The organism is Vibrio sp. Y51_MX_L26 (assembly GCF_024181935.1).
Lineage (GTDB): Bacteria > Pseudomonadota > Gammaproteobacteria > Enterobacterales > Vibrionaceae > Vibrio > Vibrio diabolicus.
Genome location: NZ_JAMZAS010000003.1, coordinates 140,225 through 157,675 on the forward strand (window position 1 = coordinate 140,225; position 17,451 = coordinate 157,675).

Consider the following 17,451-nt stretch of genomic DNA (forward strand, 5'->3'; position numbering starts at 1 on the left):
GAAGTGAATGTTCAAAAAGCTGTTATCAAGCCCGTCGACTCGCCATTTCGCGCTTTGGGTTAGTGCCTTTTTGATCACCACTCCTTCAGTTTCCCTCGCCAACTCTCTAGCAAAAACGGATGACGTGGAGCCTCGTCCAAAGGTGGCAGTTGTGCTCGCCGGTGGCGGAGCAAAAGGCGCTGCGCATATCGGCGTCCTCAAAGCGTTAGAAGAGATGCAGATCCCGGTCGATATCGTAACGGGCACCAGTATGGGCGCTTATGTTGGTGGCCTCTATGCAACGGGGATGAGCGCTGATGAAATTGAAAGTTTTATCTACACCGTCGATTGGAGCAGTGGTTATCGAGATCGTGTCGACCGTAGTCAACGCCGAGTTCGTGATAAAGAGTATGAAGACCGCTATCAAATTAACACTGACCTCGGCTTAAGATTTGGTGAGGTTCGTGCCCCAACGGGTGTCGTGCAAGGCCAGAACATGTTGCGCGTATTGCGTGAGACTACAGGGAACTTAGGGCGATTCGATTCTTTTGATGATCTTGCCATTCCTTATCGCTCTGTGGCGACAGATATTCTTGCGCTAGAGGAAGTGGTTCTTGGCAATGGCTACCTCGTGGACGCCATGATGGCCAGTATGTCTGTACCAGGAGCGCTCCCTCCCTATAAGCTCAATGGCCATATGCTTGTCGATGGTGGCGTGGTCAATAACATGCCTGTCGATGTGGCTCGCGCCATGGGGGCAGATGTTGTTATTGCTGTTGATATTAGCACCGACTACAAAACCGAAGATGAGTTTACCGGGCTGTTTACTGTAGCGGATCAACTTTCTAATTACCTAGTCCGTCGCAGTACGCAACAGCAAGTGGACGAGCTTGAACCACAAGATATTTATATTCGTCCCAATGTAGGCACCATGGAAACGGTCGAGTTCGACAAAATGCCTTGGGCTTTTCAAGCGGGCTACGATATTACCAAGCAGCTTGAAGATAAGCTGCAAGGTCTAAGTTTATCGAACGCAGAATACCAAAAGTACATTGATCACAAGCAAGAGGTACGTAAGACGCTGGTTTACGGTGATAAACGCATTGTTGATGACATTGTGATAGTGAATAACACCCACTACAGTGATGTATTACTTACTAACCGTATTCAATTGAAAACAGGTCGTCGTATTCCAACGGCTGAAATAGAAAAAGCCGTTGAAAATCTCTATGCGCTGGATCGTTTTGAGTTAATCACTTATCACTTTGAAGATGTTGATGGTAAGACATTGTTGGTTTTTGATGTTAACGAAAAGTCGTGGGGGCCGAATTACGTTAACTTTCGATTTTTTCTTGAAGATGACTTCGATACGGATAGCCAATACGGCATCGGTATGTCGACCAATTTTACTAATTTAAACTCGCATGGTGCAGAGTTGGCGTTCAACGTAGAAATGGGCACGGATAAGCTGATAGAAGCTGAGTTGTATTCGCCTGTTTTATCTAGTCAAACGCTTTTTGTTGCTGGCCGTGTTGGATACAGCAGTGAAGATAGAAACTTACCTTTTAGCGAATTTGAAAATCCGGACCTCAGCTCAGTTAACGACTTCTTACCCGTTTCCTATAATGACTTTGCTTCTGAACTGGCGATTGGCATTCAACCTACGTTATGGCAAGAGTTGCGCCTTGGTGCTCGTTACTCTACAGGAGATATTGAGCTGTCTACCTTGGCCTCGGCAGGGCAGCTAGACTTCGAGCGCAAAGGTATATTTGCGAGCTATCGACTCGATACGCTTGATGATTTTGCATTTCCTACTCGCGGACTGCTGGTCGATCTTGAATATTTCGTATCTCATGACAAGAGTCCGGAAGGCATCACTCTGCTCGACACGGAAAAGATGATTGAAGATACCGTGTATGAAATCTCCGCGCGATTCAAAGGTGCGGTCAGTCATCAGCGTCATACTTTAGTCGGACATGCAGAATATAGTTTTGTAGAAAGTAAAAATTCATCGGTTCCACTTGATCCGAGAGAGTTAGGCGGCTTTTTAAACCTATCTGGTATCCCAAGAAATAGCTTGATTGGACAGAACCTGTTTTTTAGTAGCTTGGTGTACCGATACAAATGGTTCGACAATGACTTTGGACTATTTGAAGCGCCAGTCTACCTAGGTGCATCAGTGGAATACGGTGGAGTGTGGTCAGATAATGATCTGAAGCTGAATGAAGCGCCGCTTTACAATGCTGGCTCTATTTTCTTTGGTGTTGACTCACCAATCGGGCCAATTATGTTGGCTTATGGTCGTACTGAGCAGGATATGGATGCTGTGTATTTGATCGTAGGAACGTCGTTTAATTAACCGGGTATAAGAAAGCAAAAACTTGGCATATTTGGTCAAAATTAGCAGAACTTTAGTCGTAAGTTGCTATGTTGGTCAAAATGATAAGATTTTAATTTAAGGTTAAATTTGCTATTATTTTGCCCACAGTTTGGCCTCTACGGCGCTGTTTCTCAATCATAATTGAATGAAAACAAGGGCAATGGAGAGCCAAGTTTCCAAGGATGTTCACTCCTTTACTTTAACAATAGTAATAATAGAGGAGGAACCGCAATGAGAGGAAAAAGTCGTGCTTGAAGCCTACCGTAAACACGTCGAAGAGCGTGCTGCTGAAGGAGTTGTTCCTAAACCGCTAGACGCAGAACAAGTTGCTGGACTTGTAGAACTTCTGAAAAATCCCCCGCAAGGTGAAGAAGAGTTCATTCTTGACCTACTTGAAAACCGCATCCCACCAGGTGTTGATGAAGCCGCTTATGTTAAAGCGGGTTTCCTAACCGCTGTAGCAACAGGTGAAGTTAAATCACCACTTGTGAGCCGTGAAAAAGCGGCTGAACTGCTAGGCACTATGCAAGGTGGTTACAACATCGCACCGCTCGTTGAGCTATTGGATGACGAAGCACTGGCAGAGATTGCTGTAGAAGCACTGTCTCATACACTTCTGATGTTTGATGCTTTCTATGATGTAGAAGAGAAAGCAAAAGCAGGCAATGCGCATGCACAGAAAGTACTTCAGTCATGGGCTGATGCTGAGTGGTTCCTTTCTAAGCCTAAGCTTGAAGAAAAAGTCACTCTAACTGTATTTAAAGTAACAGGTGAAACGAACACGGATGACCTTTCACCTGCACCTGATGCTTGGTCTCGTCCTGATATCCCAGTGCACGCACTTGCGATGCTGAAGAACGAGCGTGAAGGCATCAATCCTGATCAACCGGGCAATATTGGTCCGATCAAGCAAATTGAAGAATTGAAAGAAAAAGGTCACCAATTGGTTTACGTTGGTGATGTTGTTGGTACTGGTTCTTCACGTAAATCTGCAACCAACTCAGTACTTTGGTTCATGGGAGATGATATCCCTTACGTTCCAAACAAACGTGCTGGTGGTTACGTGCTTGGTGGTAAAATTGCACCTATCTTCTTCAACACAATGGAAGATGCGGGCGCACTACCAATTGAAGTCGACGTGACTAAGCTCAACATGGGCGATGTTATCGATGTTTACCCATATGAAGGTAAAGTTTGTAATCACGAAACAGGTGAAGTTTTAGCTGAGTTCTCGCTGAAAACGGAAGTACTGATTGATGAAGTTCGTGCTGGTGGTCGTATCCCATTGATCATCGGTCGTGGTTTGACAGACAAAGCGCGTCAATCGCTAGGTCTTGAGCCTTCGGATGTATTCCGTAAACCTGGTGAAATCGCAGATTCTGGCAAGGGTTACACGCTTGCACAGAAAATGGTTGGTAAAGCGTGTGGCGTAGAAGGCATTCGCCCTGGTACCTACTGTGAGCCGAAGATGACGACAGTAGGTTCGCAAGATACTACCGGCCCTATGACTCGTGATGAACTTAAAGACTTGGCGTGTTTGGGCTTCTCTGCTGACCTTGTCATGCAGTCTTTCTGTCACACCTCTGCGTATCCAAAACCAGTAGACGTAAACACGCACCACACACTTCCGGACTTTATCATGAACCGCGGTGGCGTATCTCTTCGCCCAGGTGACGGTATTATCCACTCATGGCTAAACCGTATGCTACTGCCGGATACAGTCGGTACGGGTGGTGACTCACATACTCGTTTCCCGCTAGGTATTTCATTCCCAGCAGGTTCGGGGTTGGTTGCCTTTGCAGCTGCGACAGGCGTTATGCCACTAGATATGCCTGAGTCAATCTTGGTTCGCTTTAAAGGTGAAATGCAACCGGGTATCACACTGCGTGACCTTGTTCATGCCATCCCTTACTACGCGATTCAGCAAGGTCTACTAACAGTAGAGAAAGCGGGCAAGATCAACGAATTCTCTGGTCGTATCCTTGAGATTGAAGGCCTAGAAACGCTAACTGTTGAGCAAGCATTTGAGCTGTCTGATGCTTCTGCTGAGCGTTCGGCGGCAGGTTGTACTGTGAAACTGTCGCAAGAGTCGATCGAAGAGTACCTAAACTCTAACATCGTGATGCTGAAGTGGATGATCTCTGAAGGTTACGGTGACCGCCGTACTATCGAGCGTCGTATTACAGCGATGGAAGAGTGGCTAGCAAATCCTGAGCTGATGCAAGCGGATAAAGACGCTGAATACGCACATATTATTGAAATCGATATGGCTGAAATCAATGAGCCAGTACTATGTGCACCGAATGATCCGGATGACGCTCGCTTGTTGTCTGAAGTACAAGGCACAGCGATTGATGAAGTGTTCATCGGTTCTTGTATGACGAATATCGGTCACTTCCGCGCTGCTGGTAAGCTGCTAGATAAGTTCAACGGACAGCTTGCAACTCGTCTATGGATCGCTCCGCCAACGAAGATGGACAAGGATCAGCTAACGGAAGAGGGTTATTACGGTATCTTTGGCCGTGCTGGGGTTCGAATCGAAACACCAGGATGTTCACTGTGTATGGGTAACCAAGCGCGTGTTGCAGACAAATCAACAGTGATGTCTACCTCAACGCGTAACTTCCCGAACCGTCTAGGTACTGGTGCGAATGTTTACCTGTCGTCTGCGGAACTAGCTGCCGTAGGTGCAATCCTTGGTAAGATTCCAACTAAAGAAGAGTACTTGGAGTATGCGAAGCAAATTGATGCAACCGCTACAGATACTTACCGCTACTTGAACTTCCATAAAATGGATCAGTACACCAAGAAAGCGGATGAAGTGATCTTCCAAGAGCCTGCATAAGTTTAACTGCACAATTAAAAAGCACCTCAAACGAGGTGCTTTTTTTATGGGCGCAATTCGCTATACTCCGCACCAAATTGATACGAAAAGGCAATCTCGATGGAATTTGAATTCATCCGTAACACGTTGATGGGCGAGTACTACGTAAAATGCAGCATGGGGCATGAGATTGTTGGGCGCTGGCTACAAGAAGAAATTGGCAAAGATCCTATGAAGATTGCTCAGGTTGAAAAGCTAATTGAGCAGTCATTTTCAGCGCCTTCTCAAGAGCATAACCTAACAGGTACAGAAATTAGCTTGATGATTCAGGGCGATGAAGTCCTAGTGCAAGAAAACGCATTGGCCCATGACCATGATGTTGAGATGGAAAGTGAACTCGATTTCTACAATGCAGAAAGTACAGCAAGCTGTGGAATAGAGGACTTCATGATTCTTATCGAGCGATGGAAAGACTTTTTGAACATTTAGTGCACAGTTTTGGGTAACTTTCCTTCTGTTGCTTTAAATTTGTGAAAAGGGCGCACCGATATGGTGCGCCCTTTTTGTTTATAGATATGTAAATTGACGTTAGTTTTTATTATTCAATGACTTAAAAACTTGGCACGTAGATTGGATTATTAGAAGTGTTTCAGGATGAAAGCTTCGGAGAGAATTGAATGAAAATAATCAATGCCATTATTAAGCCGTTTAAATTAGACGATGTGCGAGAAGCATTGGCTAACGTCGGTATCGAAGGGATGACGGTATCAGAAGTTAAAGGGTTTGGTCGTCAAAAAGGCCACACGGAACTGTATCGCGGCGCTGAGTATCAGGTCGATTTCCTACCAAAAGTGAAAATTGAAATCGCTACTCACGCGGATAATGTTGAGCGAGTGGTTGAAGCGATTACAAAAGCTGCGCAAACAGGAAAGATTGGTGACGGTAAAATTTTTGTCTACGACCTGAACCAAGCGGTGCGTATACGAACGGGCGAAATGGACGCAGAAGCACTTTAAGAATTCAAGGGATTGGAGAAACTTATTATGGAATTAACAACAACAGTAACCGAGTTACGTTACGCACTTGACACCTTTTTCTTCCTCATTTCCGGTGCGTTGGTAATGTGGATGGCAGCTGGTTTTGCGATGCTAGAGGCTGGTCTTGTGCGCTCTAAGAACACAACAGAAATTCTTACGAAGAACATCTGTTTGTACGCAATTGCATGCACGATGTTTCTGATCGTTGGTTACAACATCATGTATGTCGACAACGGAGAAGGAGGCTGGTTACCTTCATTTGGTGCGTTGATTGGTACCCAAGGAGAAGGGGCTGATCACTCTCTAGAATCTGACTTCTTCTTCCAAGTCGTCTTCGTTGCAACGGCAATGTCCGTCGTTTCTGGTGCGGTGGCTGAACGTATGAAGCTTTGGTCTTTCTTGGTTTTCTCTGCAATTTTGACCGCATTTATCTACCCAATGGAAGGTTATTGGACATGGGGCGGTGGCTTCCTAGCAGAAGCTGGATTTAGCGACTTTGCAGGTTCAGGTATCGTACATATGGCTGGTGCTTCTGCAGCTCTTGCTGGTGTATTGCTTCTTGGTGCTCGCAAAGGTAAATATGGCAAAAACGGTGAAATCTACCCGATTCCAGGTTCAAACATGCCTTTGGCAACACTAGGTACTTTCATCCTTTGGTTTGGTTGGTTTGGGTTTAACGGTGGTTCTCAGTTGATGGTTTCAGACTTTGAGAACGCAACAGCGGTAGGTCAGATCTTCCTAAACACCAACGCAGCTGCTGCTGCAGGTGCTATTGCGGCGCTATTTGTATGTAAAACAACTTGGGGCAAAGCGGACTTAACGATGATTCTCAATGGTGCGCTAGCTGGCTTGGTTGCCATCACTGCAGATCCTCTATCACCATCGCCATTATATGCAGTTGCTATCGGTGCAGTATCTGGCGCGCTAGTCGTATTCAGCATCATTGGCCTAGATAAACTGAAAATTGATGACCCAGTCGGTGCGATTTCAGTGCACGGTGTTTGTGGCTTCTTTGGTTTGATGGTCGTACCACTAAGTAACGGCGATGCTACATTCGGTGCACAGCTTTTAGGTGCTGTCGTTATCTTTGCTTGGGTATTTGGTGCCAGTCTAGTGGTGTGGGCTATCTTGAAAGCAACCGTTGGAATTCGCGTCACGGAAGATGAAGAAATGGAAGGTATGGACATGCATGATTGTGGCGTCGGTGCGTACCCAGAATTTGTCACTGTGAAGTAATCAATAGCCTGTAATAAATAGTTACACTCTCAACATTAAAAAACCTGCTCCGATGAGCAGGTTTTTTAATATTTGTCATTGTCTTCTTATTGAACATACATATAATAACGCAACTGATAAACGTTATCATTAGCATGGTAAAGGATTAAACAATGAAAAAACTGCTAACTCTTTCAGCATTAACTTGCGCAACCTTAGCTCCAACAGCAATGGCTGCTGAAGAAGTGAACGTCTACTCTTACCGTCAACCTTTCCTAGTTGAACCTATGTTCAACGAGTTCACTAAAGAAACTGGCATCAAAGTAAACGTAAAATTTGCTAAAAAAGGCTTAGCAGAAAAGCTAGCTCAAGAAGGCGAGTACAGCCCAGCTGACGTTATCCTTACGACAGACATCAGTCGTCTAGCTGAACTGACAAACAAAGGTTTAGTTCAGAAAGTAGATAGCAAAATCATTGAAGAAAACGTACCAGCTCAATACCAAGATAAAGAGAATGAGTGGTTTGCCCTAACTCTACGCTCTCGTAGTGTTTACTCTTCACGTGATCGCGTAGGTAAACTAGGCGCAGATTTCAACTATGCAGATCTAGCTAAGCCAGAGTTCAAAGGTAAAATTTGTACTCGTAGCGGTAAGCACCCGTACAACGTTTCTCTAGTTTCAGCAATGATTGCTCACAATGGCGAAGCAGAAACCAAAGAGTGGTTGGAAGGCGTGAAAGCAAACCTTGCTCGCAAACCACAAGGCAACGATCGTGCACAAGTTAAAGCGATCAAAGAAGGTCTATGTGATGTTTCTCTAGGTAACAGCTACTACCTAGGTAAAATGGTTAATGACAAAGAGCAAAAAGCTTGGGCAGATGCAGTTTACATCAACTTCCCTAACCAAGAGACTACAGGTACTCACGTAAACATCTCTGGTATGGCGATGGCGAAGTACTCTCCAAACAAAGACAATGCTGTGAAGCTAATGGAATTCCTAACGGGTGACAAAGCGCAGCAGATGTACGCAGAAGTTAACTACGAGTACCCTGTTAAAGAAGGCGTGAAGCGTTCTGAACTTGTGGAATCTTGGGGTGACTTTAAAGCAGACAAGCTTTCTCTAGACGATATTGCAGCCAACCACGAAGCGGCAATTAAGCTATTAGACGAAGTGAAATTTGACCTTTAATTCCTTGTGGGGGTATAACAGTACCCCCATTTGATTAAAGGATATGAGATGTATTTGCAACAGCATTTGTATTTCATACAGCCTTGCAGTAATTAGGCGATGAAAGATAAACACTCTTTATGGAAAACCAGTAGTGGGGTAATAACTCTGTTACTGGTTTTGCCGATCTTAGCGATCTTCTACACCGCAATTGGTGAAACGGATGATTTGTTTGCCCATTTAATGGCGACAGTCATGCCGACTTATATTTTTAACACGGTTGCGCTCACTATTGGCGTAATGGTGTTGTCCTTAATTCTTGGTATACCAAGCGCTTGGATAATGGCCATGTGTAAACTGCCGACCGAAAAATGGTTGCAGTGGGCATTGGTGCTACCTCTTGCGATGCCAGGTTATATCATTGGTTATATTTTTACTGATTGGTTTGATTTTGCAGGGCCGATTCAGATCTTTTTGCGTGATGTAACCGGATGGGGACCTGGCGAGTATTGGTTCCCTGATATTCGCACCTTGCCTGGCGCGACCTTTGTGTTGGCTTTAGTGCTGTACCCTTATGTGTATTTGCTGTGTCGAGCTGCATTTATGGAGCAAAATGTCTCTTTGTTGCAAAGCGCGCGTTTGCTCAAATGCTCTCCATGGGAAAGCTTTTGGCGCATCTCGATGCCATTAGTGCGACCTTCTATCGCTGTGGGTTTGTCGCTGGTCGCAATGGAGACTATCGGTGACTTTGGTACTGTAAGTTACTTCGCTGTGAATACGTTAACCACAGCGGTCTACGATACTTGGTTGGGGTACTCTAATCTTAATGCTGCAGCCAAGATTTCTGCCATGATGCTCGTCATTGTAGTACTGCTTCTCAGTGCCGAACGCTACAGTCGTCGTAAACAAAAGCTTTTTCAAAGCCAATTTAACAGTCACGAAGATTTTCGTTATGAGTTGACGGGCTGGAAAAAGTGGACCGCGCTGGTTTGGTGTTGGGGCTTGGTTTCGGTCGCGTTTATTTTGCCATTACTACAGCTGATTGATTATGCGATAACTTACTTTGCGCAGAGTTGGACCCCCGAGTTTCGTGAATACGCATGGAATAGTTTGGTCGTGTCGGTTATTGCCGCCATTATTGGTGTTGCTGTCGCACTGATCGTTAACTTTACCCATCGCGTCAATGGCAAGCGCGAAAGCTTGGCATTTATGCGTCTTTCTTCGATGGGGTATGCAGTGCCAGGAACCGTATTAGCGATTGGTGTGATGGTCGCAGTACTGTTTATGGATCACCGCGTCAACGACCTTGCTAAAGCCATGGAATGGGGAAGACCGGGACTTATTTTTTCTGGCTCCATGTTCGCCCTGGTTTTTGCCATGGTTGTGCGCTTTTCAGCGGTGGCGATTGGTAGTATCGAAAGTAATTTAAATAAAATTTCGCCTTCGTTAGATATGGCGTCTCGCACCATGGGTTGTAAGCCTAATGCCATGCTGTGGCGTGTGCACTTTCCGCTGGTTAAACGTGGTGCACTGATTGCGGCTCTGTTAGTGTTTATCGAGTCGATGAAAGAGCTCAATGCGGCTCTATTACTTCGTCCATTTAACTTTGAAACACTAGCCACATACGTTTATAACTTCGCCTCGGATGAGCATTTAGAATTGGCCGCTTTGCCTGCGGTTCTGTTGGTTCTTGTTGGGTTGATCCCGCTTGTTGTTGTTAACCGTTCACTGGAGCGAAATCACTGATGAGCTGCGCATTATCAATTAAAAACCTAACTTGCCAATATGATGATCAAACCGTACTCGAATCATTATCTCTTGAGGTGGAACAAGGGCAAATTGTCTGTTTACTAGGTGCAAGTGGTTGCGGAAAAACAACACTATTAAAAGCCGTTGCAGGGCTATTGCCATTAACGTCAGGCGAAATGAGCTTAAATTGCGTCACGATTGATGATGGGGAGAACTGGTTGCCACCAGAACAGCGTAATATCGGGATGATTTTCCAAGATTATGCGCTTTTTCCTCACCTGACGGTGGAGCAAAATATTGCCTTTGGCTTAAAGCATTACTCGACAAAAGAGAAAAATGGCAAAGTTCAAGAGATGCTCGAGCTCGTGCATTTGCAAGGCTATGGCGATCGTTATCCACATCAGTTGTCTGGTGGACAGCAGCAGCGTGTTGCGATTGCTCGCTCATTAGCTTACAGCCCAGACTTATTGTTGCTAGATGAGCCGTTCTCTAATATTGATACGCAAGTTCGCCATGAGCTGATAAGTGAGATCCGTAAGATTTTTAAGGCGCAAGGCGTGACTGCCATTTTTGTTACGCATAGCCGTGAAGAGGCTTTTGCCTTCGCTGATAAAATGGCAGTGATGAACAATGGTGTTATCGAGCAATATGGCACGGCATCTGAGCTTTACTACCAGCCTTCAAGTAAGTTTGTTGCGGATTTCTTAGGTGGTGGTAGCTATCTGGCCGCTAAACGAGTTTCGGATTCAGAATATGAAACCCACTTGGGTGTGGTTGAAGCCACAGCCCAACAAGAGATCCCAGTGCAGTCTGAATGCTCTTTGTTGCTAAGGCCGCAACATGTACAAATTCAATCCGATGAAGAGAGCTCAGTAACGGTGCTGGAGCAGCACTTTATGGGTGACCATTGCCGTTACGTGATTGATGCGAATGGCGACCGTTTGTTGGCTACAGCATCGCAGGCATTAAATATTGGTGAGTCTGTTGCAGTGAAAATTGAAACGCAGGGCGTGCTGGCATTCGCATAATTACTATTCTCTTATGTCTTCCTACACAATAAAAAAGCCCGGCAGTGATGCCGGGCAAGTATTCTTCCCCTTAGCGACAGCTTGAATTACATGACAAGCTTATCCGAAGTGCTCGAAGCGGGCACAAGGTCAGTTATAAAGATAAGAAGTCTTTAAACTGTTGAAGAACACGTTCCGCAGTGTCCTTATCGTGCATTTCTGCAAAAATACGTAGTAACGGCTCAGTACCAGAGAAGCGTGCGATGATCCAACCGCCGTTCTTGAAGTAGACTTTCGCACCATCTTCATAGCTGACTTTTTCGATTTCAAACTCAAACTCAGGCAACTGCTTTTCAATATAAATTTTGTTGAACAGTACCTCTTTTTGCGCCGGTTTGAACTTGCAATCACCTTCTGCCATGTACGCGTAGCCGTACTTGCCATAGATTTCATCCAGTAGCTCAGACAGTTTCTTGCCTGTTACTGAAATCATTTCCACCAATAGGCTTGATGCGAATACGCCGTCTTTACCTTTGATGTGGCCGCGAATGGTTAGGCCGCCAGAGCTTTCCCCACCAATCAGTGAGTCATCCGCTTCCATTTGAGAACTGATGTGCTTAAAGCCTACTGGTACCTCAAAGCATTTTTCACCATGGTCTTCAGCAATTTTATCGAGAAGATGAGTCGTCGCGATGTTACGTACCACGGAACCTGTCCAACCTTTGTACTCCAATAAGTAATAATAAAGTAGAATCAGGACTTCATTCGGATGAATGAAGTTACCTTTTTCGTCAATAATACCAAGACGGTCCGCATCGCCATCGGTACCGATGCCAATATCGTAACCTTGCTCTTTTACTAGGTGCATCAAACGGTAGAGTGTTGCAGCACTTGGCGAAGGCATTAACCCACCGAAGTCTGGGTTTTTTCCATCGTTAATCACATCAACGTCACAGCGGCCGTTGATTAATACGGTTTGCAGCGCATTTTTTGCGACACCGAACATTGGGTCAATCAAAACGCGTAGGTTGGCTTTTTTGATCGACTCAATATCAATAAAGTTAATGATCGAATCTACGAATTCGTTCATCGGGTTGATTATTTGAATCAGCTTATCTTCAACCGCTTGTTCAAAATCGACACTTTTTACATCTTGTGCAATGAGCGTATCGATTTGTGATTCGATTTTTTGGGTGATGATTTCATCTGCATCACGACCGCCTTCAATGAAGACTTTAATGCCGTTGTAATCGGCCGGGTTGTGCGATGCCGTAATACATGCAGAGTAAGCGCAGCCCATTTCCTTCGCTTTAAACATTACGATTGGCGTTGGAACAAACTTATCGATAAAGCTAACGACGATGTCGTTTGCTGCTAAAACTTCGGCAAACCAACGGCCAGCTTTGTCAGACAGAAAACGTCGGTCATAGCCAATGACAAAGCCGCGATCAGCAACAGATTCGTTATTCGTAATGTTTGCGACTGCCTGAGCCACCAAACGTACATTATCTTTGGTGAATTCTTCACCGATGAATGCGCGCCAACCGCCTGTACCAAATTTGATCATGATTCGAACCTCAATAAGGGCGGCAATACACCGCGCCTTAAAATTTTGCTAGCGAACCCAATGCACAAGCTAAAAAGCAAAAGTGCATTGGGACGTTTTGAAGCGATTAACCTAGTGTTACGATCACTTCGTTGACGGAACCTTCCGCTTGAACTGGTACTGATGCGCCAGTGATAGCTTCGCCGTTCAGAGTGATAGATTTCACGCCTTTGCTGACTGAGTCAGGGTTCACCACTTTGATGTTGTAAGTCGCGCCTAGCCACTGACGAGTCACTTCAAACCCTGGCCAGTTTGTTGGGATACATGGGTCGATAGTCAGACCATCAAAGCCTGTACGTACACCAAGGATAAAGTTGGTTACGGCGAAGTAAGCCCAACCAGATGTACCTGTTAACCATGGGTGGTTTGCACGACCGTGGTCTTGGTGGTCACGACCCATGATGAACTGTACGTACGAGTAAGGTTCTGCAATACGTTTTTCGATGATGTCGTTCTGGTTGTATGGGTTTAGTGCATCGTAGAACTTCATTGCACGGTCACCACGACCTAATTTAGCCTCAGCTACCCAAGCCCATGGGTTTGGATGTGAGAAGATTGCCCCGTTTTCTTTTACGCCTTGGTAAACGCGAGTCACAAAGCCGATGTCATCGTTTGGTGTTGCGAATGATGGTGAATTTAGGTGAAGTCCGTATTCAGAGAACAGGTTCTCGTCGACTGCGTCCATTGCCTTTTCACCGCGCTCTTGAGAAACCGCGCCAGACAGAACCGCTAGCGTGTTTGACTCAAGGTGTACACGACCTTCTTTTTGCTGCGCAGTACCGATCTTGTCGCCATTTTTCGTTAGACCACGGATATACCAGCCGCCTTCTTCGTCCCAAAGGTGTGTTTCACACGCTTCACGCACGTTTGCCGCCATCTCGGTGTACTTCTCAACGTCAGCGTCTTTGCCTAGGTATTTTGCAAGGTCGATAAACTCTTGTAGCGCCCAGAAGTGTAGGAACGACACCATTGAAGATTCACCACCTCCTAGGTTTAGACAGTCGTTCCAGTCTGCACGTAGACCTTTACAGATGCCCGTTTGACCCACGTATTCAGCTGAGAAGTCTAGCGCAGCTTTCATGTGGTCATACACGGTTGCATCACCGCCATCCGCGTAAGGAATCACTTCGTCGAAGAAGCTGTGCTCACCGGTTTCCATCACGTATTTACAGATGGTTGGTACTAGCCATAGGTGATCATCAGAGCAAGTGTCTTCAATACCGTGGATCTTATCTTCATCGGACGGAGTAGGAACAACTGTTGGAGACTTAGATGGTTTAACATCTGCTTTTTCAGGATCGAACCAATCAGGATCGAATAGGTGTAGGCCGTAACCCGCTTTTACTTGACCACGCAGTAGGTCAACGATACGTTTGCGCGTCATTGCTGGGTTAGCGTGAGGAACTGAGATTGCATCTTGCGCTGTATCGCGGTAACCAAGACCAGTACGACCACCCACCTCAATGAACGAAGCAAAACGAGACCACACCACACAAGTTTCTGCTTGGTACAGTGTCCAAGCATTGATCATGGTGTCTAGACCTTCGTTTGGTGATTTCACTTGGAACTTGCCACAACGCTCATCCCAGTGTGCTTTGATACCCGCAAATGCATTGTCGACTTCTGCAAGGTCTTGGTACTTAGCACGCAGACGTTCACCGTTACCTTTGCCGATACCCAGAATGTAAGCAAAGCGAACTTCTTCACCTGGTTGGATAGTAAATTGCTTGTGCAGAGAGCCACAGTGGTTGTAACACGTTTGTGCGGTGTTAAAACACTTACCTTGTTCTACTGCTAGTGGGTTTGCTTCGTCGCGGTATAGACCTAGGAAGCTATCACGTTGACCGTCGTATGAATCTGGATCAAACGTTGACGCTAGGTAGTAGAAGCCTTCGAAATCGTTCGTGTTGTAGTACAGGTCGTATTCAATCACGCCTTCGTTGTATGACGTACCAGCAGAGTAGAGAGACATCTGGTGGTTTTGGTTATCAGATTGAATGTGGCTGAACGAGAACTCGACAAATGAGAATGCGCTGATCGTACGCGGTTTGTCAGAGGTGTTCTTGATGACCACATCCCAAATTTCTGCATCTTCGCCTTTTGGTACAAAGAGCGTTTTGGTTGCGCTAATGCCGCTGTATTCACACTTGAATTTAGAGTACGACAAACCATGACGAACTTCGTAGTTCGCTTCGTCTAGGCTTTTGGCAACTGGTTGCCAAGAGATTGACCAGTAATCACCCGTCTCATCATCACGTAGGTAAACGTAGTGTCCTGGGCGATCGAATGTCGCGTTTGGACGGAATTTAGTAACACGGTTGTATTCTGGAGAGTTGTAGAACGAGTAGCCACCCGCGTTGTGCGAGATAACGGTACAGAATTTTTCTGTACCTAGGTAGTTGGTCCAAGGAGCAGGTACATCAGGGCGAGTAATGACGTATTCACGATTCTCGTTATCGAAATAGCCGTATTTCATTTGTGTATTTCCTTTTTACAAAGCTGCATCTGCAGCCAAAATTTAAAAACTCTTCAAGCGTGATGCTTCTACATCAGCTCTGTATTACTTCCACGGTTTACGGTAATTCACTCCCTGCAAATCAAGCAGCGATAGGTGTCCTTTCAAGCGTGATAAATAGTCGGTCCAGTCTCGGTGTTGTTTGTCTGTCCAACATGCTTCTGCCATTGCGGTTAAGCGCGGGAAGACCATGTAGTCCATACGAGACTGGTTGTTGATGATTTCACACCACAATGCTGTTTGAATGCCCCAAATGCGTTTACGTATTGGATCGTCGGTTGGCACTTCAGCGAGTGGTTCATAGTTGTAAGCTTTTTCTAGCGGCAACGGGTTCGCCCAATCCACGCCCGGTTCTTCTGGTGCGTAATCTTGGGTCATATCTAGGTAGGTGGTTTGTGCAGGTTGTAGCACCACATCGAAACCTTGGCGCGCGCAGTTCAACGCCGCTTCTTCGCTTAACCACGAATAGATCACTGTGTCTTTGCTGACTTTGTCGCCATGCTGTGCTTCTTCCCAACCCAGCATGCGCTTGCCAAGTTTGCGCAGTTTGTCTTCGGCATGACGCAAGAAGTGCCCTTGTAACTCTTTGTAGTCGCTGTAACCTTGTTGCTCCATTAGTGCTTGGCACGCAGGGCTTTTTGACCATACGCCGTTAGGTACTTCATCCGCACCGATATGAACATAAGGCGCAGGGAACAGCGCGGAGACTTCTTCCAACACTTTGTCGATAAACTCATAACTTCCCGGAAGAGCAGGGTTAATAACGTTGTCGTTGTAATGCTGAATACTGCGGTATTCGGTGGTATCTTCAGTTTCTACCAATAGGTGTGGTAACGACTTGATGGCAGCTCGGCAGTGGCCTGGTACATCGATTTCAGGGATAACCGTGATGCCTCGTTTTGAAGCAAAGGCAACCACGTCTTTGATGTCTTCTTGAGTGTAAAAACCACCATAGCGTTCTGATAGGTGCGTGTATTGAGGCTCTATCGTTTCATCAGGGCCACGCCATGCGCCAATATCGGTTAGTTGAGGCAGTGATTTGATTTCAATTCGCCAACCTTCATCATCGGTCAAATGCCAATGGAACGTATTGAACTTGTAGTGGGCTAATTGGTTGATCAAGCGTTTGACTTGCTCAACGGAGTGAAAATGACGTGCGCAGTCCAGCATCATTCCACGATAACGAAAACGCGGTCTGTCTTTGATTGAACAGCAAACCACTTCCATGGAATTCGGTTGATCGCCAACTTTGATCAGTTGCAATAACGTTGCACAAGCATGGGTAAAGCCAGACGAAGATCCTGCTTCAATTTTGATCGACTCTTCTGCTGCCTTCAGTTTGTAAGCGCCTTCATCCAAGGTTGGGTTGCCTTTGAAGATGATCTGACTGCCATTGTTTGATGCGAACTCAAATTGATGAATGCGCTTAAGCTCTTCAAGTAACCATTCTTTGGCTGAATTGGCTAGGTTTGAATAAACCGCAACGCCAGCTTGATGATTAAAGCTAAAGCAGTGATCACTGACCTCTATATGGTTTGGTTTTGGCAATAAAGGCTGCGCATGCGTCAAGCTGGAAGGGATCTCACTACGTTCACGGTACGGTGAAGCCAATACGATCGGCGTGACATCGACTTGAGCTCGCTGAAGGTTGCCGTTGACTTCAAAGTTGACCAAGGCTTCATTGAATCCATCAGAATAGTAACGGAATGGGTTCGAACCAATACTGAACTCGCAGTAAAAATGATGGTTAGCTGCCAGCACCAACCCTTCTGGTTTGAGGGTGCAGTAGCTGCCAATTTGCTTGAGCTGACCATTCGAAATACTATCCGGCAGAATGTAGCGATCAAAAGCAAAAATCAGGCTCCAATTGTGGAGATCTTGATCGCTCAAGTTATGGAAAGTCAGTCCGAAACGGCAGTTTTGCTTTTGTTCTGATAGGACGACGAGATCAACACGATATTCCATATCTACTC

At 45.7% G+C, this 17,451-nt stretch carries 11 protein-coding genes; 8 read left to right on the top strand and 3 right to left on the bottom strand.

Features of this window, described 5'->3' with window-relative positions; all coding sequences use genetic code 11:
* The first annotated feature begins 7 nt into the window (after positions 1-7).
* The 8 genes from NL645_RS09330 to NL645_RS09365 all read left to right on the top strand — a co-directional run bounded on the left by NL645_RS09330 (position 8) and on the right by NL645_RS09365 (position 11,378).
* Positions 8-2,338 (top strand): patatin-like phospholipase family protein, encoded by a 2,331-nt coding sequence (locus NL645_RS09330; protein ID WP_152811627.1) that lies wholly within the window; start codon positions 8-10, stop codon positions 2,336-2,338.
* A gap of 268 nt (positions 2,339-2,606) precedes the next feature.
* Positions 2,607-5,204, top strand: a complete 2,598-nt coding sequence (gene acnB, locus NL645_RS09335) for a bifunctional aconitate hydratase 2/2-methylisocitrate dehydratase (RefSeq protein WP_046875067.1) — start codon at positions 2,607-2,609, stop codon at positions 5,202-5,204.
* A 99-nt stretch (positions 5,205-5,303) separates the two neighbouring features.
* A complete protein-coding gene (locus NL645_RS09340; protein WP_046875066.1) occupies positions 5,304-5,672 on the top strand; it encodes a YacL family protein in 369 nt (122 codons plus the stop codon).
* 188 nt (positions 5,673-5,860) lie between these two features.
* Positions 5,861-6,199, top strand: a complete 339-nt coding sequence (locus tag NL645_RS09345) for a P-II family nitrogen regulator (RefSeq protein WP_005396729.1) — start codon at positions 5,861-5,863, stop codon at positions 6,197-6,199.
* Between the two features lie 27 nt (positions 6,200-6,226).
* Positions 6,227-7,456, top strand: coding sequence for an ammonium transporter (locus NL645_RS09350; protein ID WP_046875065.1), 1,230 nt, complete (start codon positions 6,227-6,229; stop codon positions 7,454-7,456).
* A 152-nt stretch (positions 7,457-7,608) separates the two neighbouring features.
* Positions 7,609-8,622 (top strand): Fe(3+) ABC transporter substrate-binding protein, encoded by a 1,014-nt coding sequence (locus tag NL645_RS09355; RefSeq protein ID WP_005386566.1) that lies wholly within the window; start codon positions 7,609-7,611, stop codon positions 8,620-8,622.
* A 99-nt stretch (positions 8,623-8,721) separates the two neighbouring features.
* Positions 8,722-10,347, top strand: a complete 1,626-nt coding sequence (locus NL645_RS09360) for an iron ABC transporter permease (protein WP_253651614.1) — start codon at positions 8,722-8,724, stop codon at positions 10,345-10,347.
* Positions 10,347-11,378, top strand: a complete 1,032-nt coding sequence (locus NL645_RS09365; protein WP_005396732.1) for an ABC transporter ATP-binding protein — start codon at positions 10,347-10,349, stop codon at positions 11,376-11,378. Before NL645_RS09360 ends, NL645_RS09365 begins: the two co-directional genes overlap by 1 nt.
* Before the next feature lie 133 nt (positions 11,379-11,511).
* On the opposite strand, the gene NL645_RS09370 is transcribed toward NL645_RS09365, so the two are convergent.
* From NL645_RS09370 to NL645_RS09380, 3 genes are all read right to left on the bottom strand, one after another.
* On the bottom strand, positions 11,512-12,924 hold the full coding sequence (locus NL645_RS09370) for a phosphoglucomutase/phosphomannomutase family protein (protein WP_065645544.1): 1,413 nt from the start codon (positions 12,922-12,924) through the stop codon (positions 11,512-11,514).
* A gap of 106 nt (positions 12,925-13,030) precedes the next feature.
* Entirely contained in the window at positions 13,031-15,439 is a 2,409-nt protein-coding gene (locus tag NL645_RS09375) for a N,N'-diacetylchitobiose phosphorylase (protein WP_253651615.1), read from the bottom strand.
* An 84-nt stretch (positions 15,440-15,523) separates the two neighbouring features.
* On the bottom strand, positions 15,524-17,443 hold the full coding sequence (locus NL645_RS09380) for a beta-N-acetylhexosaminidase (RefSeq protein WP_253651616.1): 1,920 nt from the start codon (positions 17,441-17,443) through the stop codon (positions 15,524-15,526).
* Between the last annotated feature and the right edge of the window lie 8 nt (positions 17,444-17,451).

Bases quoted from the DNA above. Each gene is read 5' to 3' on its own strand.
- NL645_RS09355 (WP_005386566.1), top strand. From the start codon at position 7,609: ATGAAAAAACTGCTAACTCTTTCAGCATTAACTTGCGCAACCTTAGCT.
- NL645_RS09340 (WP_046875066.1), top strand. From the start codon at position 5,304: ATGGAATTTGAATTCATCCGTAACACGTTGATGGGCGAGTACTACGTA.
- NL645_RS09375 (WP_253651615.1), bottom strand. From the start codon at position 15,439: ATGAAATACGGCTATTTCGATAACGAGAATCGTGAATACGTCATTACT.
- NL645_RS09350 (WP_046875065.1), top strand. From the start codon at position 6,227: ATGGAATTAACAACAACAGTAACCGAGTTACGTTACGCACTTGACACC.
- NL645_RS09330 (WP_152811627.1), top strand. From the start codon at position 8: ATGTTCAAAAAGCTGTTATCAAGCCCGTCGACTCGCCATTTCGCGCTT.
- NL645_RS09370 (WP_065645544.1), bottom strand. From the start codon at position 12,924: ATGATCAAATTTGGTACAGGCGGTTGGCGCGCATTCATCGGTGAAGAA.
- NL645_RS09360 (WP_253651614.1), top strand. From the start codon at position 8,722: ATGAAAGATAAACACTCTTTATGGAAAACCAGTAGTGGGGTAATAACT.
- NL645_RS09380 (WP_253651616.1), bottom strand. From the start codon at position 17,443: ATGGAATATCGTGTTGATCTCGTCGTCCTATCAGAACAAAAGCAAAAC.
- NL645_RS09365 (WP_005396732.1), top strand. From the start codon at position 10,347: ATGAGCTGCGCATTATCAATTAAAAACCTAACTTGCCAATATGATGAT.
- NL645_RS09345 (WP_005396729.1), top strand. From the start codon at position 5,861: ATGAAAATAATCAATGCCATTATTAAGCCGTTTAAATTAGACGATGTG.